Raw genomic sequence first — 23,512 nt, forward strand, 5'->3', positions numbered from 1 at the left:
GAATTTTGCCTGCTTTAATCATGAACTTCCTCTTTTCTCGAACTCCACTGGTCCTTTTACTTACTTCTCGATACATTCGAGGTTCTCGTGCCGCCGGTTTATTGTCCTTAAAATCCAGAGTTTCTTTCGTGGTAATGGCAGTGGGGGTTTCACTTTTAATAGTCGTTCTTTCCATCTTCAACGGATTCCAGAGACAAGTAAAAGAATCTTTATGGCAAGGCGGGTCGCACATTACGATCGAGAGTAATTCCGGAGCGGGTGAAATTACCGACTACGAAAAAATTATTTCCTGGATAGAAAAGACTCCCGAATTGAAACAAAGAATCGTTTCCGTAGAAGGTGGAATTCAAAGTCACGGATTGATTCAGAACTATAACACTTTTTATCCGGTCATTATCCGAGCGGTTCCGGTATCGAACGTTGACGACCTGCTTTTGACCAGACTACCTAATTTTCCGAGAGTGGTTCATTACAATCGGGATGAATTGGCTCAAATGAATAAGGAAAATTACATCGTCATCGGAAAGGAAATGGAAGGCCTGTACAATTTTTCCTTAGGAAGACAACTGACTCTCGCAGTCCCCGGAGGCAGGTTTTCTCTGGGGAAAGGCGTGGAAGTCAGCGTCGAAAACTTTCGCGTTTCAGGTTTTTTTAAAACAGGTAATTATCAATTCGATTCCCGATATGTCTATATGGCGCTGCCGATCGCCCAAAAGTTTTTTAAATTACGCAATTCGGTTAACCAAATAACGTTAAAAGTAAAGTCGCTCGACGACTTAAGTTATTGCAAGCGTAAGCTTTTACGCTTGTTTTCGGAACCTGACTTTGAAAGAGAAGTGGAGGTTTCCTCGTCATTATCGGTAAGGACAATCGCGGAGGAGCAGGAGAACTTTCTTGCCGCTCTCAAATTGGAAAAAACGATTATCTCGATTATCGTTTTCTTATTTATCATCCTTGCGGCGTTGGGAATGGTCGCGTCCGTCTATTCCTTAGTCCGTGCTAAACGAAAATCAATAGGCGTTTTAAAGGCGTTAGGACTGCCTTCTTCGGATATACTATTGATTTTTACCTTGAACGCAATGCTGGTCGGTATTTTGGCATCCTTGATCGGCGGAGTAACCGGTATCTTTCTGGCAAATTCTTTGGAAAACATTATTAATGGAATCGAGGAAATCATGAATATGCTAGGGCCCGATATATCGGTTTTATTCGGAGCCGAGTGGAGTCCCGTGGAGTTAGTGCCGAAACGAATCTATTATTTCGACAAAATACCAGTCGATATCGACATTGCTTTCATTTTTATGGTTACGACTGCCGCTACGATTTTATCCGGAATTGCAGGATACTTCCCGGCTCGGTGGGCCGCTAGTTTGAATCCAGTGGACACGATAAGGAACGACTAACTTGAGTCTTATTAAAATCAGAAATCTAGTCAAAACATACCATGTGTTGGAAAAGGAATTCACCATTTTGGATCGGCTGGACATGGATGTGGAAGAAGGTCAGATTTTTTCCATCGAAGGGAAGTCAGGAATCGGTAAATCGACTTTACTGAATATTCTCGGAGCAATGGATGGATTCGATTCCGGCGAAGTCGAGGTTTGCGGAACTTCTCTCGGTAACCTGGATGAAAAAGGGAAGGAAGCGTTTCGAGCGGAGAAGATCGCGTTTATTTTTCAGCATCATCTTCTTTTGCCCGATTTTTCCGCGTTGGAAAACGTTGCGATTCCTCTGTTAATTCGCGGAGTATCCCCGACTAAGGCGCAGGAAGATGCTATGGCAATGTTAGATAAGGTCGGATTGAAAGAAAGATATGAGAGTTTTCCTTCCCAACTTTCCGGCGGAGAAAGCGCTCGTGTAGGGGTTGCAAGGGCTCTCGTTGCGGGAAAAAGATTGATTCTAGCGGACGAACCTACCGGAAATCTAGATAGGGAAAACTCACGAAATTTAATGGGTCTGATTCAGGAACTACAGAAGGATTTAAGATTCGGATTGATTTTAGTCACGCACGATATGGAACTCGCGGCACTCGCGCATAAACGAAATCAAATTTATCAAGGAAAGCTGCACCCGGCTCATATTCCTCAGACGGTCTAAAACGGCGTTTTATGAAAGATTGTATCTATTGCGGTATATCCTATTCGGATTGGAAAGATCGCGGTAGAATCGGTTGCTCGAATTGCATTTCCGTTATTGGTGACGAATATTCGACTTTCATTCCTCGCCAAAGCGCGTCCGACTGGGAACCTCCGGTAGGATTCCCGCTACGCGAAGAGTGGTTTCAATTCAATGCTTCCCCTTTTCCGGAGAAGATGAAAAAAATAGACGCTTATTCTCTTCCGTTTTCTTATCGGTTTCGTGTTGCGAGAAATCCAAAGCGGTCCATATACCCCTTTCGATCTAAAATTCTCCCTGTCGTATTTTTAAAGGAATGGTTTTCTTCCCAAAATATTCAAAACCCAGCGAATCTCGATTTTTTTTCTGAAACACAGGCCGTAAAAAATAGGTCTGACAATACAAAATGTGTGAGAATTTCCTGGAATGGCGGGACTTTACTCATGGGAGACGAGGATCACCTTCGCTGGGAATACGTAACCGATTCTCTTTACGATCTAGCATCGGTTCTCGACTCGCCTTTTTTAAAAGCATTTTGGGATTCGGAACGGTTCGACTATAAGGATGGAATAGGATTTCTAACTTCTTGCCCCACAAATGCCGGAGAGGGGGACAAACTTTCCATCGCCTTGCCCGATTTGTTTACGCAAACGGGAGCATTGGAGGGTTTCCGATTACCGACGGATTGGGGGTTTTATCGGGAAGACCTACAGGATAGATTGATCATTTTCCGGAAAAATTTCGGGTTGAAACGAAAAAATTCCTTTTTCAATTTAGTTTCATATTTAGCCTTACTAGTAATATTAGGAAAAGAAGCAGGAAAAGCTTCGTTGCCCCGTAATCCTTTTTAAACGACCAATCCGATATGTTTCTTATAGGGAAAAAGACTCCCGTAGGAAATTTGATGCGAAACCAGTCTAATTTATAGAATCCCTGGGGAAGGCCGCAATTATGTTAGAATTTACAAAAAGAGCCAAACGAGTAATAAACGAGATCGCTCAAGACGAGGCTAAACGTCTCGGCAGCGAATTTATCGGCCCCGAGCATATTCTATTAGGATTGCTTAAGGAAGAGGATTCGGTTGCGATCAAAATCCTAAACAACCTGAATATCAATCTGAACGAGCTCCGTAAGGAAGTGGAGAGGCGCACGCGAGAAAGTTCTGCGACTCTGCTCATGGATATGGCGCAAGGTCAAGATCGATACCAAAAAATCATAGAGCTTTCTAAAGAAGAAGCGAAACGTCTGAAACATAACTATGTCGGGACCGAGCATATTCTTTTAGCTTTGTTGCGTGATAATAATAATATTGCCGGCGGGGCTTTATATTCCTTCAGCGTTAACTATAACGTAATCAAGGGAGAAATTCTACGATTACTAGGAGCTCCTCCTACGAGTACGGTAGGCGTCTCCAGTCAACCTTCCGCTCAACCGGGTACGCCTCGGGCGGAAAAAACCAAAACTCCGATTCTGGATGAGTTCGCAAGAGACCTAACGCAACTCGCTAGGGATAAAAAATTGGATCCTGTCGTTGGTCGTGCAAACGAAATTCAACGAGTGATTCAAATTCTCTCTAGGAAAACTAAAAACAACCCGGTATTAGTGGGAGAATCCGGAGTCGGAAAAACCGCTATCGTAGAGGGCCTAGCGCTTGCTATCGTGGAGAAGAACGTTCCTGATCTACTCTTCGATAAGAGAGTTCTTTCGTTGGATCTCGCTAGTCTAATCGCAGGGACCAAGTATCGTGGTGAATTCGAAGAGAGATTGAAAAAGATCATGAAAGAGATCTCTTCCTCTAATAATATCATTATCTTTATCGATGAGTTGCATACTTTGATCGGCGCCGGAGCCGCTGAAGGTGCGGTTGATGCTGCGAACATTCTGAAACCGGCGTTGGCTCGGGGTGAATTGCAATGCATCGGTGCCACGACAAGTACCGAATATAGAAAATACATCGAGCGAGACTCCGCTTTGGAAAGACGCTTTCAAGTGGTAAAAGTCGCCGAACCTTCGGTCGATGATGCCATTTTAATCCTGACAGGATTGAAGAAAGCATACGAAGCTCACCATAAAGTCAGATATTCGGATCGCGCATTAGAGCAATCCGTTAAACTTTCTCATCGGTATATCAATGACAGATATCTTCCTGATAAAGCGATCGATATCATCGATGAAGCCGGTGCAAAAGCTCGCTTAGCGAACTGCGCAAGACCGCAAGCAATCAAAGACTTGGAAGAAGAAATCAAATCTCTTTCTCAAAAGAAGGAAGATTTGGTTCGTGCCCAAGAATACGAGAAAGCAGCCGGCGTTCGCGATGAAGTAAATCGCAAAAAACAATTATTGGAAGAGAAAATCCGGGCATGGCAAGAGAAGATGGACGACTTTGCAGTCTCCATCGACGAAGATGATATTCTCTCCGTAGTTTCGCAGTGGACCGGTATTCCTCTCCAAAGAATGGAAGAAAGCGAATCCGAAAGATTACTGCGGCTGGAAGACGAACTGAAACTTCGCGTGGTCGGCCAAGACGATGCGATTGAAAAAATAGCAAAAGCCGTCAGGAGAGCCCGTACGGGATTTAAAGCCGAGCGCCGACCGACCGGATCTTTCATTTTCCTAGGCCCGACGGGTGTGGGAAAAACCGAGTTGGCAAAAGCTCTGGCGGACTTTTTGTTCGGAGATCAGGACGCTATGCTTCGGGTGGATATGTCCGAGTATATGGAACCGCATGCGGTCAGCCGTTTGATCGGAGCTCCTCCAGGTTACGTAGGTTACGATGACGGGGGCCAGTTGACCGAATTCGTACGTAAAAAACCGTATTCGATTATTCTTTTGGATGAGATAGAAAAAGCTCATCATGATATCTTTAATATTCTTCTTCAAGTAATGGAGGAAGGAAACTTAACGGATACCAAGGGTCGCAAAGTGAATTTCCGAGATACGATTATCATCATGACCTCGAATATCGGGGCTAAGGAAATTTCAAGTAGCGTTCGTCTTGGGTTTGAAGATCGTTCCGGCGAAGAGGATAAATATAAATCCGATCAAGCTAGGGAACAGCTTAAGAAGCACTTTAACCCCGAGTTCCTGAACCGGGTAGACGAAGTCGTTTATTTCCGTCCTCTTAAGAAGGAGGATCTCATGAAGATCATGGATATCATGGCCGGAGATACGAACAAACGTCTCTTGGATAAGAAAATCAAAATCGAGCTTACTCAAGAGGCGAAAGACCACTTTATGGATATCGGATACGATGAAAAATTCGGAGCCCGTCCATTGCGGAGAGTGTTCCAACGAGATTTGGAGGATTATATGGCCGTCCAAACTCTCAAAGGTTCATATAAAGAACCTACTAAGATCACTGTTTCGTTCAAAGAAGGAAAGTTGGACTTTGTCGAAGAACCTTGGATCGACTATAAACCGGCGGACCAAGGCTCGGGCGGGGATAATTCCCCTAATAACCCCGAAAGATCGGAAGAACCAGCTCTCGTTTAGAGAGTGAATTGACGGTTGCCCTTTGGGCAACCGCTCCCGACGGGGAAAAGGACTATAAGGACAGAGGGAAACCTATGCCGTACCTGATCCCAGTCATCTTCGTACTGTCTTACTTGCTCGTTCGAAAAGTTTGGTTTCATCTTAGAAAGATACGGACTGTCGCGGGAATTGAAAAAATTTCTCTCTGCGTTTTTCAGCCAGATTTATTTCTTCCCGAGGTACGCGTCCTTTACAAATACTACTTTCAGGGTGGGGTCTATTACGGATCCGGATATATACTTCTTACGGACTTTCTCGATAACGAGGAATATGAAGTTTATCGGAATCCGGACGGATTGCCGGTTTTAGAAGTGGGGGAAATTTCGATCATTTCCGAAGAAAAGATCGAACATTTTCTCTCTACGAGATATCCGAGCATTATTGTCTTCATCGACCCGGTGGAACCCTTTCATTCCCTGATAGACTGTCTGAATGCAAAGTCCATGGGAGTTCCCACTTAAGGAGATTCTCCGTATTGAGCTGGAAAGAGAGATAGAGATGGCTGCGAAAAAAAATATTACCATCCTTTTATTGGCAATGCTGCCGATCGTATTCGCCGGGGATATATTCGGGCAGGAACAAGCGGATTATTCGAAAGCATTAGCCGAATTCCAAAGCGGAAACTCGGAAAAGGCGCTCGAAATTATTAAAGCGCTGCACGAGCAAGGAAAGCGTAGTTACGAGACGCATTATTTGGCCGCATTCTGCCACTATAAAGCGGGCAGGATGAAATCCGCAGGAACTCATTGGTCCGAAGCGTTAAAATTGAAACCGGGTGACCCTGCGGTCAGCGCCGATTTTGCTCGGTACCTTCTTCAAGTCGGTCGAAACGATGACGCTTTGGAAATTATCTCCAGATCTTACGAGATCTACCCTAAGAATCGGGAAGTTAGATTACTTTTTGCGACTGCACTTTTGTACAATGGAAAAGCTCGCGAAGCTTTGCACGTAATCGAAAAATTAAAATCGGAAGATCCGAACGATTACCACCCTCTAGTTTTAGAGGCTCAAGTTTACTATTATTTGGGAAGCGCGGAAAAGGCCGAGGTCAGCTTGAAGTGGGCGCAATCTCTTGTTCCGAATAATCCTAATGTCTTGAATAATCTAGCCTTGGTGTATGAAAAAGGCGGAAATCAGGAAGCAAAGCGCGGGAATTTGAAGAAAGCATTAGATCAACTGAAGAGTGCAAAAGAACAAATCGAAGCGGCATTAAAGATAAAACCGGAAGATGAAAAGTTTCGGGGAAATCTACAAAGAATCGAGGCGAGAATTAATGCCCTCTCACAAGGCTGAAAAGAAAGTCCTTTTTCACACGTTAGGATGCAGACTTAATTTTTTTGAATCGGACGGCATCTTCTCCTCTTTAAGTCGTCACGGGTATAGAACCGCCGTCGAAGATGAAATTCCGGACGTGGTAGTAGTAAATACATGCACCGTCACGAACAAGGCGGATTCCAGGAACCGAAACATTATTCGAAACGCAGTAAAGCGATATCCCGGAGCCCAAGTTTGGGTCACCGGTTGCTATGCGCAAACGGATCGTCAATCGATCGAAGCTATTCCTGGGATTGCAGGTGTCGTCGGCAACGAGGATAAATCCCGTCTTCCTTTAATGATATTGGAAAGAGAAGGAGCTACTATTTCTAACCAATCGGTTCAAACGGATCGATTTTCGTATTCCGACGTTTTGCCGAACGGCCATACTAGGGCCTATTTAAAAATCCAGGACGGGTGTGATAGGACTTGTTCTTATTGTAAGATTCCCCAAGCGCGAGGAAAGGGCGTCAGTCGTGAATGGAAAGACATCCTTGATCAGGTTTCTTTTTTGCAAGATAGCGGCGTTGGCGAGATAATGCTTACCGGAGTTAATTTGGGGTGGTATAGGAACCAGGACGGAAGGAAGGCATTTCCGAAGCTACTGGAATCGATTTTAAATAAATTGGAATATTCGCGTCTTCGCTTATCTTCCATCGAGCCGCCGGATGTCGGAATCGAGTTAGCGGAATTGTTAAGTCATCCGAGATTTTGTCCTTTTTTGCACGTTCCTTTACAAAGTGGAAGCAAACAAATTCTGAAAAAAATGAGACGGAGCTACACTCCTGAAACCTTTCGGAAACGAATCGAATTAGTTAAATCTAAAATACCCGACCTTTTTTTGGGGACCGACGTAATAGTAGGATTTCCCGGCGAGACGGAATCCGATTTTCTTGATTCGATGAACGTTCTTAAGGATTTGGAATTTGCTAAGATTCACGCGTTTCCTTTCTCCGTCCGCCGAAATACTACCGCAGAAGAATATCCGGAAACGGTAACCAAAGAAGGAAAGAAGGAAAGAGTCCATTCACTCATGTCGCTTTCTCAAGATTTGCATTCTTCCTATGCGGTTTCGCAATTGGGTCGGCATAGAGAAGCGATTCTAGAAAAAGACGGAGTTGCTGTTACGGATAATTATTTGAAAGTAACTTTACCGTCTAAGGACCTTCCGGCTTTAAGTCCCGGACAGTTTCTAACCGTTGAGATCGGCGAATATTTACCGACCACAGATAAGGAAGGAAAGGTGTCCGGTCGAATTTTGGCGGCCGTAGGTTAATTTTTCTTTTTCTAGGATCGGATCAATTCTTCCGAATACATTTCTTCCTCTTTCAAGTCGTAGTAACCGTACTCGAAATCGGATCCTGCCTGTATTTCTAACCCGTAAACGTTCTCGCTGATTCGGACGCTTTTTATCACGTCCAGTTTATACTGCTCGGCAAGAAATTTCATTTTATCCAAAGAAATCTTGTCGTTGATCTTCGGGCCGATCGCGAATTCATTTTTAACCCAATCCAGAACGATAAGTTTTCCACCTTTCCTCATCGATCGAATAAGTCCGTCCATAGCCTGTCCTGGATCCGGGAACGTCGATAGAACTAGGGAAGCAAAGACTACTTCCGGGACGGGAATCCATTCCGGAAGAAGCGGACGATCCGCTTTTTCCATATAAAACGGAGTAAGACGATTGATTTCTTCACGATTTTTCCAATGAAGAACTTCATCTAAGAGGTCCTGATTACATTCTGCTCCCCAAATCCATCCTTCTTTGTGGATCATTTTTAATAGGTATTCGGTCCAGAAACCTAACCCCATACCGAAATCCACCAAATTCATAACGTCTTTCAACGGAAAATGCTTAAAAACCACTTCCGGCGGGGTTACGTCCCTACGTTTGCTCGAAAGAAGGAAATTCTGATAATCTAAATCGTAGTAATATTCTAGGTCGCTCATCGTTTCTAAAATTCGGTATTATGTCTGATTATCGAGAGCTACCGTCAATCGGAATCGCGGAACGGTTCCTTTTTTACGGAAATACCCTTTACAATCGAAAGACATCCCTTTATTTTTATTTTCCTCCTATTCTATGAAAAACCGAAGTAAAAAAACGGTTTCTTAGTTCCGATATGTATATACGGAACCCTATTCCCAAATGAAGACCCGTGTACGGATTCTATTTTTTCTTTGTCTGCTCGCGGTTGCTGGTCTAGCGGACGCTCAACAGCAGGAACTGTTACGCGCCGATACGGAGCTATTCGGGGTGGCCGGATCGATTAACGTGGAAGTCCTTAAGGATGGAAAGTCCGTTAGAATTACTTGGGAACCGCCTCGGGAAACAGGAGAAATTATCATCGCAAGGAATCCAAGTGTCATCGATACTCCGGAAAAATGCTATATCTCGGACTCGTTAGGAAAATTCCCGAGCGGGATTGCCAACGGGGTAAATCAAATATATGATTATAATCTTCGACCTGGAACGTACTACTACGCCGTGGTTCTTTCCCACCATGTTCGAAAGAAGGATTTAAAACTAGTACCGAATCGAAATTTCACTACTATCCCGATAGTCATCGAGCAATCTTCCAGTCCGCCGACTTCCAATTCCAATCCTGAAGATGAAAAAAAGAAGGTACTCTCCGATGATGCGAGAGTGACCGACATCGCAGTCAAAAGAGAAGGAAAGTATCTTCGTGTTTCTTGGGAACCCTATAGGTTGGGTGTCGCGGGAGAAACGATTTATTCCATCTATAGATCGGCGGAGCCGCTTTCCAGTTTGAGCCTGATGCGTAAGGCTGAAAAGCTTGCGGAAGTTTCTCATCCCGAAAACTCGTTTCTGGATCAGGACTTAAACAAGTCTCAGACGATTTATTACGGCGTAACCGTTAAACAAGGATTGAAGGAAGTCATACCTTTAATCCAAAATCAATCTTTCATCCGACAATTTTACGTTTATGATCAAGATAAGCGAAAACAGCCCAACGAAGATAATATTACCAAATCTGAATATTCCTTTGAGGAAATGCACGTAAAGGACCTGAACTCCACGCCGGTGGATGTGGGAATTCGTCTGGATTGGAAGGCTCCTGAAAATCCTGACGAGAATACCGTTTACTCCATTTACCAAGGGACTAAGCCGCTTTCCGGAGGAGTTGCCACCTTTTTAGGCGGCAATATTCGCAAGTTAGGCGAGGTGAACCATCCTGAAACGAATGTGATGGTTAGAATGAAGCCGTCTAAGAGTACGATTTACTTCGGAGTTACGGTTAGGCGCGGCGACAAGGAAGATTTTACTCTTTCACAAGATCAGTCTTACGTTGCAATCGAGGGTTCTGCTAACTCGAATACCGTGCAGGACGAATCTCCGAAAGAAAACCAACCCACAATCTCGAAAGATGAAAATAAGATCGTTGCTTCGGATGAAGAATTAAATAAAATTCTAAAATCTACGTATTGGAAAAACGACTATTCGGAGGCGATTCGCCAGCTCGCCCCGTTTGAACAAACCGATAATCAAGACGTAAGAGGAAAGGCGAAATTCTTTACGGGGCTTTCTTATTATCGAAACGGGGATTATAGAAAAGCGCTAAGATACTTCGTGCAAAAAGAAGTAAAATCATATAATCCGGATCGAACCGAATTTTGGACAAAACATTGTCTGGCTAAGATTAGCGGAGGAAGGCATTGAACCGTTCCATTATACTAGTAACTGGTTTTTTATTTATTTGTGCAGGTGTTTTAACCGGAATTTATACCGCCGTTATTCAGGATAACGAGGGAAACAATCGGGGAGTCCTTGAAAAAATTCGAGAAGGAGAGGAATTCCTAAAGCATTCCAATCCCAAATCTGCCGAAAAAGCTTTGGACATATTTTCGGAATTATCCGCTAAGGAAGTTGCCCCACAACTTGCGTTTCGGATCAAATACGATCTTGGAAAGGCTCTTGAAAAGAGTAACGATAAGATGCTCGCTCTCGGTATTTACCGAGAATTGAATCAAAAGGACGGACTTTCTCGGGAAGAACGCGCCAAGGTCGCATACGGTCTGGGTAATTTGCTGTTAATGCTTAATCGAGACGAAGAGGGTAAAGGACATTTGGAAGAGGTACTTAGAACCTCGAATGATAATAAACTTCGCTCAAACGCATTGTCGGCTATTGCAGACTATTATATGAAGAAGGGGAATTACGACCAATCGCGAAAGAACTACGTCTTGGCATTACAAGAGGATCCTGAAAACGTAAAGGCGAGAGTTCGATGGGGAAAATCATTACGAAAAATGGGTAAAGATTGGTCCGCGTACGACGTGTACGAGGATTACGTGCAAGCGGACGCCTATTTTGATCGAGATAAAATTTCGGTGGATTCGGAATTTCGCTCTGGGCTTCTGGAGAAAGGCAGACAGTTATATTTTAGAAAGCAATATTACGGGGCTATCGAGTCCTTTAAGAAAGCGCTGGATCTCGGCGTAAGCGAAAGAGCCAGAGAACAAGCATGGTATTTCATCGCAGAAAGCTACGATTCGATCGGGAAACCGGATTCGGCCCTACAGTATTTAAATAAGATTTTAGAAAATGCCGATTCCGCTATGGATCAAGCGGCTCTTTTTCGCAAAGGGACCATTTATTTTAGAAGTGGAAATTACGAAAAGGCCGCATCTTCCTTCCAGGAAGCTAACGATAGAAACCACGATAACGCCCTTGGTCGTAAAGCTGCCGCTTGGAAAAAAGAATCGTTGGATCAGATCGAAGACAATCTGAATTATCAAGACGGAGATAAGGCGAAAGCAAAACCGTCCAAAGATAGTTCGTCGGACGCGGACGACTGGAAATACTAGATTCGCATTTAACTTGCAGTTTGGATGAATTCTTCTTCCGACATTTGTATTTTGAATCCTAAGCAATCATAAATCGCATGAGGAATGTCTTTCAGGGATTCAATCTTATCTTTCATTCTTTCGGTATATTTACCGAAAAGAATCGTCGGAACTAGGTTTGTGGTATGCACGTCGACGGTTAAATCTTCTAAGTTTCCGTGATCCGAAGTGACGATTAGCTGATCTTCATCCGGGTTCATTGCTTCGATTACACCGAGTAAAAATCCTTCCAGATCTTCAATACAACGATCCGCCCCGCTCCAATTCATTTTATGTCCAACCTTATCGGTCAAAAAATATTCGTATATACAAAGCGTGTAATCCTTTACTGCCGGAACAATCGCTTTCCCGGTTTCGTAAGGGTCTTGCTTTTCCAAAACAGGGTCGCCCTTTTCGATATAATCTCGACCGAACTTTCGCAGGAACTCCCTGCTAATATCCATATAAAGACCTTTCCCGGCCCTAAGATCCTCCATTCCTTTCAGCGGCTTATTCCCGGCCATTTGAATCAATGTGGATGCAGAGACTTGTCTCGGATTTTTTTTCACGTGATCCGAAAAACCCGGCGTATAACAATTTAGTAAATCGGCTTTAAAGCCTCGTTCTTCCAATACTCGAACAATGGAATATTTTGCGATAATTCGTTTTAAGGTAAATGTCGGAAACCCGCTCATATGTCGATTTAGAACCTGACATGCGTTGATTCCCGTCCAGAGAGACGTTTGACCGGTGGCGCTCTGGGGTAATCCCTTGATACCCATGCTCGCATCGGTCTTAATATAAACGAGGTCGTGTAGACGAGGTGGAGAATCTTTAGGGATTTCCTTTCCGGCTAGCGGCAGAAATATTCCAGTAGAGAATCGAGCAAACGGGTTTTTTTCAGGATCATTTTCGCCAAAGCCGATTCCATCAATAAATACATAAAAAATCATCTTATTTTTACCCGCTCGGTAGGCGGAGATCCTTAACATTTAGACTGATTGGAAAGGGTAAATCAGCCGATACTAGAAAAGTGAACCCACGTTCTCGTAGTCGGCGGATCCGAATTCTTTCCCTGATCCTCCTATGCCCGTTGCTTCTTTCCATCCCTTTTTTCCCGTCGGCATGGAGAGAGTCGGTTTTCTTTGCTCCAGTGCAGATCTTGAGTCCATCTTCCCATTTTCGCAAAGGAAAATTTGCGAAAGAACTAATAACGCGCAAAGGCGAAACTTATTACGATTTGGGTCTTAGAATCGAATATATAATCAGAAAATACCATGATCCGAACTTGGAAAGCCAGGCAAAAGTACTCGGAAAAGATCTGCTTTCTTCCGGAGATTTTACCTTTGTTAGAATCTACGAAAGTTCGTATAGACTCATTTATTCTTCCGATTCCGAGAAACTAGTATTTCAACCCGATCTTCGTTTAGGGGGATTGGAAATTGAACCAGGACACTGGGCCGAAGATTCTCAGAGAGATCTACTATACAGAAATTCCGAAGGGAAGCTTTACTTTCAAATTTCGAAAGAAGATGCCGATCGAGTGATTGCTGCATCCGCTGGAATTCGCAAGTCGTATCTTCCGCGAGAAGCGTACCAAGGGTTTTTATATATAGTATTTCAAAGGAAAGGTCAGGAGGTGGAAGTATTGGAGACGAATTTAACTCCGGATACACCGTTGCTTCCGACGACCGGGCCGAGTTCGAAATTCATATCCGATTCCAAAAAGGGCGGATTAGAAATGTACTCCCTATTATCCGAATCATCGAAAGAAAGGAAATTCTTCCACCGGCCTACTTGGGAAAAAATTGTGGATGGACCGACGGAATTATTTCTCAGCTTTCCGAGAAATTCTCAAGTTAGAGAATTGTTATTGATGATGGCAGCTTTGGGCGTTTCCTTTTTGGTCTTGTTCGGCGGTTTATTAGCGAGTAGTTTATTCTATTCGATTAGGACAGAAGCTAGATTCGTCGAGCGGGAAGATTGGTTGAAATTGAAGTTGGAATTATTAGGCTTATTCTCTAAAGTTCGGGATGGAAATCGATGATCGGAACTAAATTACGCTTCCTTCTTGTCTTTGCATTTTTATTTTCTTTTTTGATACTTTGGCTTGAACCTTATTTTCCGGACGGTGTATTTTACCGCTCGAAGCTAGAAACCGCATTTTCGTTCTTTAATAAAAACATAATTAATTTAGAAAAACAAATTCGCTCTACCGATCCCAGTTTGCTCGATACGAAAAGTGCGCCCGTTCCCGTAAGAAGTTTTGCTATTTGGGATGCTTCGGATAAGACAGTTTCTTCACCGGAATTCGATTCGAAGATTTCAAAACAATTACTCGTTCAAGCTTGGGAAGGAAATACGAGTCGGTTGCTTCCGTTGGGGAACGAACCTGTTTTCTTTGTTCCTTTATACGAAAAACAAATTGCAGTATTGGCTTTATTAGACAAAGAAAAGTTTTTTTTCGATTTCGACGGTAAGAAAGAATATTTCGTTCCCGAGTTGAAAGTAGGTTCGTTTCGGGATTGGGTCTTCGAAAACGAAAAAACCGATCCAAGGAGAATTGTCGAAGATCTTCTATATTCTTTAAAGGAAGAGGGTTCCGATTATAAATCAATCGATATCGGAGATAGGGAATATAGAGCCTACTACGCTCATTTTCCCGAGGATAAATCGGGATTTATTCAAGGATTTTTTCTTCTTATTCCCGCAGTACATTCCGAATTTATTATTTTATTTCCGCTTTTCTTCGGGTTATTATTTCTTCTGGATATTTCCATTTTATTCGTACGAAAACGATCGATAAAATCCTCCCATAAACGAGCCGATGTTTCCCAGCTTACCCAACTCCTTGCCGAAAGAATCAAGGATGAAACTTTGAAGAAAATCGAGGCGGCCAAAAAGCTTTCGGAGCCGAATCAAGCCGCCGCTCCCGTTTTTGAAACGAAACCGCTCGTCGGCGGAACTTTCTATGTTTTACCCTTTGATCTTCCCGAAGATTCTTTTCTTACTCCGAAGTTTTTACGGGATCCGAAACCGGTTTCTGCGACAAACGAGCGCTCCTCGGTTGGGATTCGAGACGCAGTTACGATTGCGGAGCCCGATTTGAATTTGTCGGAATCGATTCAAAGAAAACGCGATTCTATCTTTACGGACGAGCTAGCTAAATTGGTCGATAAAGTCAGATCGACCGGAGTTCCGGCGCCTGTAGATATCGAAGAGAAGCCTAAAGACACGGGTCTTTTAGCCAAGGCCTTGCGCGTAACCGGTTTGGCGGAAGTCGGTCTAAAAGCTGCAAGAGGCATTGCTCCCCAGCACAAATCTAGATTTTTCTTGTGGGCAAGAGCTTGGTGGGGAATCCGTAAAACCGATCCTAACGAGGAAATGCCGTTATCGGATCGATTCCGCACTTGGCTGGACCAACAGCCTATTCGAGAAAAGCGCAAGATACTTGAAGTATTAGATGAGATTCATCAAGGTTTGGATACTTCCGTGTCTTCTCTTTTAAAGTACTATCTTACGATTTTTTCATCTTTGCATGTGAAGTCGTTTAGCATTCATTTTTATGATCGCAGGAGAGGAGCATATCAGCCGGCAGTTACGTATGGAATGCACCCGTATACTCGCCAAAATATGATCTTTCTTTATGGAGATCAATTTTTGGGTCAGGAAACCAACGAAGTATCCATTATCGATGTAACGGAAGAGAGACGAAACGATCATTTTTTCATTAAAAAATTTGATCCGGCGGACTTAGACGGCGTAATTCGGATTATTTCCTTTCCCTTGTTTAGATCCGGCTTGGATTTCAGGTTCTTTTTATTGTTCCCCGATCCACCGAATGCGGATCTCACCGAGCAAATTCGAGATTCTGTGGAAAAATCCATAGATCCGGTCGAGGATGCATTTCTTCAACTTGAAATCGAACAAGCGTCGCACGCTATACAGGACAAACGGGATCTTGTCCAAATTCAGTTTTTACTCTTACGGTGGGCAACTCACGGTGAAAGAAGTCGTTGCAATTTATTTAAAATACGATTAAAGGGCGAACAAGATTACGATGTAACCGAGGATTGGAGAAGGAGAATTCTCGAGGAGGTCCAGCCTATGTTAGGAGCGGAGGACTATGCATTCGGAATTTCTGCGAGCGAGATATTCGTTTTATCCAGAGAAAACATGAATAACGATCTGCAGGATATTCTACAAAAGGTCGATCAGCCTTTCGAAATCATTCACTTGCCGTACCCGGAGAACGGTAAAAATCTTTATACTTACATTTAAGGTGCAATCGCAAATGAATCTTTCGATCGGAAAGTTCTTCATTATAAGCGTACTATTTCTTTTCACGTATTCCTTTTTGACGGCCCAGGAAGAGAATCGAAGAGAATGGAATAAAGCTGCGAAGCAGAAAATTTTAAATCTACAACAGAACGGCCAAGAAGCGCAAAGCTTGCCGTTTCTGGAGGAATACGTTCGAAAGAATCCTGCGGAACTGATGTATAGATTGTATCTAGCGAGGGCTTTATTTTGGAGATCCGATCTTGAACTTCCCAAACACGACGAAGATGTTTTTTCAAGAATGGAAAAAATCAAGAAAATCAGAGATAATTACTTGAGATCGGCTGCCATTTTTGAGGAGGCTTTAGGACACCTGTCTAAAATTGCCCCGAGAGATCCCGATCTAGGCAAATGGTTTTTCTTATGGGCGCTCAGCGAATGGTATGCAGGTAGGGAAGATCGGGCGATCCAAATTTTTAGGAAATCATTTAAATATGATTTTCGATTGAATCAGGCCAATTATAATATAGGAGCGATCTACGAAAGCTTAGGACAACTAAAAGATTCGCAAATTTATTATGGAACCTACTTGAAAAACGAAAAGGAATTGAAAGAAGAGGAGTAAATGGCCCGTATTGAACGCAGATTTCAGATGCTCCTAACAGATGAGGAGTTCGAGCTTTTAAAGCAAGAAGCGGATAAGCGGGACATGTCCGCCTCCGAACTGCTCAGAACTTGTTTTCGTAACGAAATATTCAGCTCGGATTCCTACCAAAGATTGGAAGCGCTGAAAGAGCTTTCTAACGTCTATCCTGGAACTATCAGTTGAAACTATTACTTAGCCACGATTCCTTTCATGAACTTATTCTCGGTTCTGAAAGTTCTAAAAAAGTGATCCGCGGCGCGTTGGAAGCCCTTACAAAGAAAAACGTAATATTCTATTTGTCGCTCTCCGCTCTAGATGAAATTCTTGCAGGAGAATCGGATTCTGTTAAGAAAGAAATACTTTGGACTCAATCTAAAAGCTTCTTTGCGGATCTTTTGCCTCTGAGAAAGGAAGAAATTTCGCTCGCTTTAAAATTATCTATTTCTAAAGAACTGGATTGGAAGAATTGGACCGATATCGCCGTAGCTTCCCTGTTAGATTTGAATGGAGTGTTAGCTAACGATCCTAAGTATAGAAAGCAGAATCTAATAAAAGTCTTACTCGCTCAGGAAATAGACCTCGACGGCGTCGCTTAACGGACTTACCTGATCGTATCCCGTGATGGGATCATAGAAGGAATTATAAGCGCCTACTTTAAAATAAAAGGTTAACCCTTTTTGCAAAAAGAGTAATTTCTTATCGTAAGGATCACGCGAAGTCTTCTTCTTTTTAGACTTTTGGGTTTGCTTCGTTTCCTCTTGGATTTCTTCGGGAGACTCGGCATTAAGACTGATAAGACGGTTGTCTATACATTGACAAAGTCTTTGACTCCCGTTTTCCGTCCGTTTGGGGCACGATGAGTCGTCGCCAGCAATCGGGTCCAAGTATTCGCTCATAGGTCGTTTTTCGCGATCCTTGATAGAAAGCACCGGTATCTTCCCTTGAGCCAAATCTTTATGCGTTCCTTTTATAATTCCGACCATTCGATTCGGCCCGACTCCGTAATGAATAACGTAACCGCCCGACTTTCCGCGAACTTCGCGTTCGGGATTTGGAATCCAACTCAAACAGATTCTCGGTCCGCCAGCTTCAGGATAATCATCGTCGAAGTAAGCGACTTTTAAACCCATTGGTTTGACCGGCGGCAATGTTTCTTTATAAGTGAAGGTTATCCCTTCAAGTTCCGGACTTATTTTACCGGCAGCATCCGCCTTAAATTTAGCCTTGGCCTGATAATATTTAAAGGAAGGGGCTTTTCCGTTCCAGATTTTGTCCAAAGGAATTCTATAGGTAACGAATCTGGGAGGAATAGCTTCTTCCTCCGTGCCTTCTCTAGATAGATCATCTTCTTTATATTCTTCTAATTTACGCAAATCGATCGCTTTCCAAGAAGGAGATTCGGCGGATCTCGCGAAGGATTGGGGAGAAGATCGAAAATATAATTCGAGAATAGACGATTTAGGAACTTTCGCTTTCAGGATTAGCGTTTCGGGAGTCGAATTCGTGTAACGGGTTTTGTATATAGGAGATATTGCGGTTCCGAATTTTGTTTCGGCTGTAAAGGCCGAACTGTCATACGTCTGTCCTTCATACGGCGTAGAGAGAGCGTCCAAATCCGGAGCCCCTTTCGCGACGAGAAAATCGTCCAACCAACCGTAAAAATTTTCCCCGATAACAAACGGGGTTGTATCTTCCGGATGAAACCCGATTCGTGTCACGGATTCTTTGAGCGGAACTCCCATTCGTTCGGTTTCTTTTCCATTGATATAAAAGATAACTTCTCGTTGAACGGGTTTAAAATGAATCACAAGGTGATTCCACTTCGATCTGGAAATTCTTTGCCGACCAACGATCTTCAATGAAGTAAAAGATTTATCTTCTTTTTGAAAAAAATTTGAAAGTTCTAAAATAGGAATTTCATCCTTAATTTTCAGATCCCAGCCGAATTTTTTTCCTCGCGTGTATAGACCCCTATTTAGTAAAACCGCTTCCTTATCCAAAGTTCCCGGAAGCAGGAACAACGAAATATAATATTCTTCCTTGAGATCAGGGCTTGTTAGGATTCCTTTCGTTCTGCCGGAGATTTTTATTCCGGATCTTTTACCCGCAAAACGTGCCGAACGTTTGCCGGTATGAGCTTGCGCAGAATCAACCAGATAGGATGAAGAAAGAACTCGGTATCCACCGGTTTTATCCTGTAGATTAGAGGCCTCATCTTCCTCAAAATCAAAAAATAATTCACCGCCTTGTTTACGGTCTCTGGGAGAAAGTTCTATAAAATTATTACCGCTTTCCGACTTTTGCAATCTCAAGTCTCTCAAAGTAAAAGAGCTTAAAGAAAAGGAATTGGTCTCGGATTGAAGAACAGTAAATCCGATAAGAAATAAAAGCGTTAAGAGAGAGATTTTACTATATGATCCAGTTATCTTTCGCATCCAGGCTCTCTCTCTTCCGGAAGAAATGTCTAGCTAATCGAGTCGAGTTGACCGACGCGTCTTTCGTGACGACCGGCTTCAAAAGTAGTCGAGAGCCATTTTTGGCAGATTCGGATCGCTAATTCTTTCCCAAGAACTCGGCCCCCAAGCACCAAAACATTTGCATTATTATGACGGCGGGACATTTCCGCTGTAAATTCGTCGTGACAAAGGGCGGCGCGAATTCCTTTAAATCTGTTTGCAGCGATCGAGGCTCCGATACCTGTTCCGCACAGGGCGATTAAGCCGTCGACTTCTCCAGAGAGGACTTTTTTGCAAGCCTCACCGATAACGATCGGATAATCTACGGAAGATTCGTCGTTAGTTCCATAATCTATTATTTCTATAGAATTTCCTAATTCGTGTCTTAGGTATTCTTTTAGCTCGAAACCTCCGTGATCGGAGGCAATGCCTATTTTTTTCATGTCCTAACGTAAACGTACTGTGGGATTTTAAGGGTTCAAGCAAATTCCGAATAAAGTCCGATTTTCTGATTTCACTCGTTTAGACCTTCCTTGAGAAATTCGGGTGCTGTCTGGAAGAACTCCCAATGTTGGAGAAGTAAGGCCAAATATAAATTCGAGAAAGTCTCAACCGGAAGAGGTTTTTCGGAAAGGGAGGCCTTTTCGGCTTCATACAATCGGCTCAATAATTCCTTTTTCGCAGAAAGAAAATTCTTTACCGATTTTTCTTCGAATGCGGAAAATCGAAGCGTTCTTTCCTCGGAGAGAAGATGATTTTCATAGTAAGAAAATAGAAGTTCTCGTGCTTCTTGGTGTCGCAGATGATCCTCTAAAAGCTGAGATTTCTCTTCCTTCGATAACCTGAGTTGATAAACGCAATCCAGACTTTGCCAAAGAGATTTCGCTTCCTGCGAAGAAAGGCGCTCGATCCAAATGGCCTTTTCTTCGGGTGGGAGTTTGGATGTATAAAAATTTTTTATTTCCTTGGTTGGGCCTCCCGGAGAAAAACAAGATGCGGCCCGAGTGGAAGTCCGAAAATAAAGGGGCGCTGAATCCGGAACATTCGAAGCCAGTAATAATATTCCCGAAACTAAGATTCCTCGAATCGCTTTCTTTACTGACATGATGGGCTTATGCGTTAGCTTCGAACTCTTTCATGAATTCGATCAAAGCCAGGATTCCTTCTTTAGGCATAGAATTGTATATGGAAGCTCGCATTCCGCCTACCAGGCGATGCCCTTCTAACCCATGTAATCCGCGATCGTCGGCCTGTTCTATAAATTTCGGTTCTAACGATTTATCTTTTAAGGTGAATACCACATTCATCGTAGATCGATACGGTTTTTTAACCGGCACGGAATATAAGGATGTCGAATCCAGATAGTCGTACAAGAGTTTTGCTTTGTCTTCGTTTTCCTTTTCGACGACTTCCAAGCCTCCTTTCTCTTTCAACCATTCGAAAACCAGCTTGGCCATATAAATGGAATACGTCGGCGGTGTGTTGTACATGGACTTATTCTTTACCGTCAAGCCGTAATCCATTAATACCGGAATCGTCCTTTTGGACCGACCGATTAAGTCTTTTCGAATGATCACCACGCTTAAACCTGCGGGACCGATATTTTTCTGGGCGCCTGCAAAGATAACGCCGAATTTTCGAATATCAATTTTTCTTGATAGTATTTCGGAAGTCATGTCCGCGACTAGGGGCGCCTTCGCGATCATGGGGATGGTCGGATAACGGGAGCCAAATAAAGTATTATTGGAAGTGATATAAAAGTATGCGGCTTCCTTACTTACGTTCTCATCAGTTAGGTCCGGAATTTCGGTATAGTGGTGAGAATCACCGTCATAAATTTTTTTGACGGGATTGAATCGCAGAGCTTCTTCCATCGCCTTTTTTGCAAAAATTCCGGTGATGGAATAGTCGGCGCTTTCTCCATCCTTCAATAGATTCAAAGGAATTGCCGAAAAATGAAGGGTCGCTCCGCCGGAAAAGAAGGCGATTTCAAATTCGTCGGGGACGGACAATAATTCGCGTAGGAGAGCTAACGCTTCGTCCAATACTTGATCGAATAGCTTTCCCCTATGGCTGACCTCCATAATGGACATTCCGGAATTCTTGAAATTCAAAAACTCTCCGGCTGCTTTTTCCATTACCGAAGTGGGAAGCATGGCCGGACCTGCACAGAAATTATAAATTCTCCGTCGAAATTCGCGCATGAGACTAGGGTAAAATTCGGTCGTGAAGGGGCAACTTTCTTCCTATTAAGTGAGTCGGCATTCGGGAAAAATCCTTGGCAGGGCGATCCGAAGCGTCGTAGGATAGCCCTCACGCAGTTTATGCGTAGCCGCAGATTTGCAGTTCTAAGGAGTTCCTATCATGTCACGGATTCGACTGACCGTCCTCGCGATCGTTCTCGGAAGTTTTGCGACTTCCCTTCATGCACAGTCCGGTCCCCGATTAGGGGAAACCGAGGTCCGCTCTTCCGGACGGGTAAATTTCATAAACCGTTCGGCCGCTAAGGCTGACGAGGATACCAAAGGCAGTAATGCTAAAATGGGTGCAGCGCTTGCCGAATCGCTTAAGAAGGATGCGACAAACAAGGCCAGCGAAGAAGGGGTGAGTGCTATACGCATTCTTCCCGAAGATAAAAAGTTCGGCGCGGATATTATCAGTCTCGGGAAGGAAACCGAATTCGGTCATATTAATTCCATTCAACGAATTTTAACGGGCTACGTTAAGGCGAACTTCGGTTATTCCGAGCAGAACTCCGAAACGCTTGCGACTTATATTCTTTATTACAATGCGATTCACAGAAAAGGCACTCCATACGTTAAACGTAAATATGGAGAGGAAGTAGTTAAGAATTTAACTCCTGATAAAATAGGTATCGCGAGACGATATAGTGAATGGCCGGATAAAACTCAGATTGTCATTCCGATAGTCGGCAATATTCTTTCCGAAGACGGTAAAGACGTTCATACGGACGAACTTGAAACCGAAGTAAACAAGGATCTGAATAAGAAGAAGGAAGGGCAAGATGACAAGAAGAAAATGGACGACCTTCAACGTAATAAGATCGAAGAAGAAAAAAGAAAGTTAGAAGAAAAGAAAGACGAGAATAAAAAGCAGCAGCAGCAAGCGGCCGAAAAAGAAAGAAAAGTCGAGAAAGAACTTCAAGAATTAAATAAGGATCCGGTTAAGAATAAAAAGCAGATCGTTCAGAAACAGGAAGAAAAAAAGCAGGTTCAGCAGCAACAACAGCAGGCCAAAAAGGAAGAACAACAGTTAAAGGAGAAAGAAAAGGAAATCGCGAAAAAAGAAGAAACGCGAAAATCGGATTCAAAATCCTCTTCCAGCGATTCGGCTAAATCCGATTCTAAAAAGGATTCTTCTGTCGCTTCCAACGATTCAAAAAAAGACGAAGCAAAGCCGGACGAGAAAAAGAGTAAAGAAGAACTTCAAAAAGAACTGAAGGACACTAAGAAGGAATTAGAGACTGTCAAAGAAGAGCAAAAGAAAAAAGAAGAATTTGATAAGAATGTCGTCGGCGGCAAGATTCTATTCTTAAAAACTCTTAAATATCTTTCTGATGGACATTACAGTAATGAACTGCACGTTTTGGACCCGGCAAACGACGATGAGATTTCCAAGGGAGAATTCAATAAGATATGCGGCAGAACTTTTGAAGTTGTTGACGGGAAGGCGCTCGTTGTCGGGTATGAGTCGGACCACTCAGCGGAGCATAAGCTAATTCTTATCGACCAAGATACGCTTAAGCCGGCGATTTGGTCTAAAGATTCGGTTTTCTGGCGCTCGCCGATGATTCTGAAAGGCGAGGAAGTATACGCGTTTGAAGAGCGAAACGGAAAGTATTTCTTGGCCCGATTCGATAAATCTCTAAAGAAACTGGCTGGAAGCGAAGAAGAGATTAGTCCGAATTCGAATGTTACTTTTTTCGGTGACAAAATTTATGTAACCGGTAAGGAAGAAGGCGCCGGGGCGACGCAGATCACCGTCTTTAACAAAGCCGATTTGAAGTTGATTAAAATGATCAAGCCTTGATCGGGAATTTAGCCCCGCCCTTTTTGGGCGGGGGCCGGATCGGCGGCACCTCGCGTGGCCGCTTGCTCCGCGAATATCAGTGATTCTTGTTCTTTGCAAGCCGTTTTTGAACGGATTTCAATGTAGGAGTTCCTACATTTGTTTTTTGCAATTGCTCTTGACAATGCGCGCCCTTTGTGTTAAGAAATTTCCTCTGTGAAACCGCCGCCATCCCCCACCCAGGAAGGGTGGGTATAGCCCCGATCATTTTCTTCCCAGCGGAGAATATAAGAAA

22 protein-coding genes are annotated in these 23,512 nt (G+C 43.3%); 15 read left to right on the forward strand and 7 right to left on the reverse strand.

Going from position 1 to position 23,512, the window contains the following annotated elements; genetic code table 11:
• Nucleotides 1-20 precede the first annotated feature (20 nt).
• The 7 genes from LEP1GSC058_RS15130 (at nt 21) to mtaB (ending at nt 8,236) form a co-directional block, all read left to right on the forward strand.
• Entirely contained in the window at nt 21-1,403 is a 1,383-nt protein-coding gene (locus tag LEP1GSC058_RS15130; RefSeq protein WP_016549741.1) for an ABC transporter permease, read from the forward strand.
• Nucleotide 1,404: 1 nt separating this feature from the next.
• Nucleotides 1,405-2,097 carry an ABC transporter ATP-binding protein gene (locus tag LEP1GSC058_RS15135; protein ID WP_016549812.1) on the forward strand — a complete coding sequence of 231 codons (693 nt, stop codon included), beginning with the start codon at nt 1,405-1,407 and terminating at the stop codon, nt 2,095-2,097.
• 11 nt (nt 2,098-2,108) lie between these two features.
• Nucleotides 2,109-2,966, forward strand: coding sequence for a hypothetical protein (locus LEP1GSC058_RS15140; protein WP_016549438.1), 858 nt, complete (start codon nt 2,109-2,111; stop codon nt 2,964-2,966).
• Between the two features lie 100 nt (nt 2,967-3,066).
• Nucleotides 3,067-5,607, forward strand: coding sequence for an ATP-dependent Clp protease ATP-binding subunit (locus LEP1GSC058_RS15145; RefSeq protein ID WP_016550397.1), 2,541 nt, complete (start codon nt 3,067-3,069; stop codon nt 5,605-5,607).
• A 74-nt stretch (nt 5,608-5,681) separates the two neighbouring features.
• Entirely contained in the window at nt 5,682-6,107 is a 426-nt protein-coding gene (locus tag LEP1GSC058_RS15150) for a hypothetical protein (protein ID WP_039948694.1), read from the forward strand.
• 37 nt (nt 6,108-6,144) lie between these two features.
• Nucleotides 6,145-6,939, forward strand: a complete 795-nt coding sequence (locus tag LEP1GSC058_RS15155; RefSeq protein ID WP_016549976.1) for a tetratricopeptide repeat protein — start codon at nt 6,145-6,147, stop codon at nt 6,937-6,939.
• Nucleotides 6,920-8,236, forward strand: coding sequence for a tRNA (N(6)-L-threonylcarbamoyladenosine(37)-C(2))-methylthiotransferase MtaB (gene mtaB, locus LEP1GSC058_RS15160; RefSeq protein ID WP_016550156.1), 1,317 nt, complete (start codon nt 6,920-6,922; stop codon nt 8,234-8,236). Before LEP1GSC058_RS15155 ends, mtaB begins: the two co-directional genes overlap by 20 nt.
• Before the next feature lie 11 nt (nt 8,237-8,247).
• On the opposite strand, the gene LEP1GSC058_RS15165 is transcribed toward mtaB, so the two are convergent.
• On the reverse strand, nt 8,248-8,910 hold the full coding sequence (locus LEP1GSC058_RS15165) for a class I SAM-dependent methyltransferase (protein ID WP_016550946.1): 663 nt from the start codon (nt 8,908-8,910) through the stop codon (nt 8,248-8,250).
• Nucleotides 8,911-9,109: 199 nt separating this feature from the next.
• Here LEP1GSC058_RS15165 and LEP1GSC058_RS15170 point away from each other — a divergent pair, with 199 nt between their 5' ends.
• Together LEP1GSC058_RS15170 and LEP1GSC058_RS15175 are read left to right on the forward strand one after the other, a co-directional pair.
• Complete coding sequence (locus tag LEP1GSC058_RS15170) at nt 9,110-10,642, forward strand: tetratricopeptide repeat protein (RefSeq protein WP_016549618.1); 1,533 nt, start codon at nt 9,110-9,112, stop codon at nt 10,640-10,642.
• Nucleotides 10,639-11,790 (forward strand): tetratricopeptide repeat protein, encoded by a 1,152-nt coding sequence (locus tag LEP1GSC058_RS15175; protein ID WP_016549763.1) that lies wholly within the window; start codon nt 10,639-10,641, stop codon nt 11,788-11,790. Before LEP1GSC058_RS15170 ends, LEP1GSC058_RS15175 begins: the two co-directional genes overlap by 4 nt.
• An 8-nt stretch (nt 11,791-11,798) precedes the next feature.
• Here the strand turns inward: LEP1GSC058_RS15175 and LEP1GSC058_RS15180 are convergent, their stop codons facing one another.
• Nucleotides 11,799-12,761: an alkaline phosphatase family protein gene (locus tag LEP1GSC058_RS15180; RefSeq protein ID WP_039948428.1), complete on the reverse strand. Its 963-nt coding sequence runs from the start codon at nt 12,759-12,761 to the stop codon at nt 11,799-11,801.
• Between the two features lie 72 nt (nt 12,762-12,833).
• On the reverse strand, nt 12,834-12,980 hold the full coding sequence (locus tag LEP1GSC058_RS20540; protein WP_232224738.1) for a hypothetical protein: 147 nt from the start codon (nt 12,978-12,980) through the stop codon (nt 12,834-12,836).
• Between LEP1GSC058_RS20540 and LEP1GSC058_RS15185 the strand changes: the two genes are divergently transcribed.
• Genes LEP1GSC058_RS15185 through LEP1GSC058_RS15205 form a run of 5 tightly spaced genes read left to right on the forward strand, consistent with a single transcriptional unit; the run spans nt 12,962 to nt 17,328 of the window.
• Nucleotides 12,962-13,855 carry a hypothetical protein gene (locus LEP1GSC058_RS15185; protein WP_016550170.1) on the forward strand — a complete coding sequence of 298 codons (894 nt, stop codon included), beginning with the start codon at nt 12,962-12,964 and terminating at the stop codon, nt 13,853-13,855. The two genes, LEP1GSC058_RS20540 and LEP1GSC058_RS15185, sit on opposite strands and share 19 nt — an antisense overlap.
• The gene (locus LEP1GSC058_RS15190) at nt 13,852-16,089 is read left to right on the forward strand and encodes a hypothetical protein (RefSeq protein ID WP_016550159.1); all 2,238 of its coding nucleotides are present in this window, start codon (nt 13,852-13,854) and stop codon (nt 16,087-16,089) included. Before LEP1GSC058_RS15185 ends, LEP1GSC058_RS15190 begins: the two co-directional genes overlap by 4 nt.
• A gap of 13 nt (nt 16,090-16,102) precedes the next feature.
• Nucleotides 16,103-16,711 (forward strand): tetratricopeptide repeat protein, encoded by a 609-nt coding sequence (locus LEP1GSC058_RS15195; RefSeq protein WP_016549716.1) that lies wholly within the window; start codon nt 16,103-16,105, stop codon nt 16,709-16,711.
• A complete protein-coding gene (locus tag LEP1GSC058_RS15200) occupies nt 16,712-16,915 on the forward strand; it encodes a hypothetical protein (RefSeq protein ID WP_039948431.1) in 204 nt (67 codons plus the stop codon).
• Nucleotides 16,912-17,328 carry a hypothetical protein gene (locus LEP1GSC058_RS15205; protein ID WP_016550327.1) on the forward strand — a complete coding sequence of 139 codons (417 nt, stop codon included), beginning with the start codon at nt 16,912-16,914 and terminating at the stop codon, nt 17,326-17,328. Before LEP1GSC058_RS15200 ends, LEP1GSC058_RS15205 begins: the two co-directional genes overlap by 4 nt.
• On the opposite strand, the gene LEP1GSC058_RS15210 is transcribed toward LEP1GSC058_RS15205, so the two are convergent.
• From LEP1GSC058_RS15210 to serC, 4 genes are all read right to left on the reverse strand, one after another.
• Entirely contained in the window at nt 17,290-19,167 is a 1,878-nt protein-coding gene (locus LEP1GSC058_RS15210) for a hypothetical protein (protein WP_016549616.1), read from the reverse strand. The two genes, LEP1GSC058_RS15205 and LEP1GSC058_RS15210, sit on opposite strands and share 39 nt — an antisense overlap.
• Before the next feature lie 29 nt (nt 19,168-19,196).
• Nucleotides 19,197-19,631, reverse strand: a complete 435-nt coding sequence (gene rpiB / locus LEP1GSC058_RS15215) for a ribose 5-phosphate isomerase B (RefSeq protein ID WP_016549392.1) — start codon at nt 19,629-19,631, stop codon at nt 19,197-19,199.
• Nucleotides 19,632-19,702: 71 nt separating this feature from the next.
• Nucleotides 19,703-20,293, reverse strand: coding sequence for a hypothetical protein (locus LEP1GSC058_RS15220; RefSeq protein WP_016549491.1), 591 nt, complete (start codon nt 20,291-20,293; stop codon nt 19,703-19,705).
• Between the two features lie 7 nt (nt 20,294-20,300).
• A complete protein-coding gene (gene serC / locus LEP1GSC058_RS15225) occupies nt 20,301-21,392 on the reverse strand; it encodes a 3-phosphoserine/phosphohydroxythreonine transaminase (RefSeq protein WP_016550449.1) in 1,092 nt (363 codons plus the stop codon).
• Between the two features lie 160 nt (nt 21,393-21,552).
• Here serC and LEP1GSC058_RS15230 point away from each other — a divergent pair, with 160 nt between their 5' ends.
• On the forward strand, nt 21,553-23,238 hold the full coding sequence (locus LEP1GSC058_RS15230; protein ID WP_016549795.1) for a P83/100 family protein: 1,686 nt from the start codon (nt 21,553-21,555) through the stop codon (nt 23,236-23,238).
• Nucleotides 23,239-23,512 lie beyond the last annotated feature (274 nt).

This window comes from Leptospira fainei serovar Hurstbridge str. BUT 6 (assembly GCF_000306235.2).
Classification (GTDB): Bacteria; Spirochaetota; Leptospiria; order Leptospirales; family Leptospiraceae; genus Leptospira_B; species Leptospira_B fainei.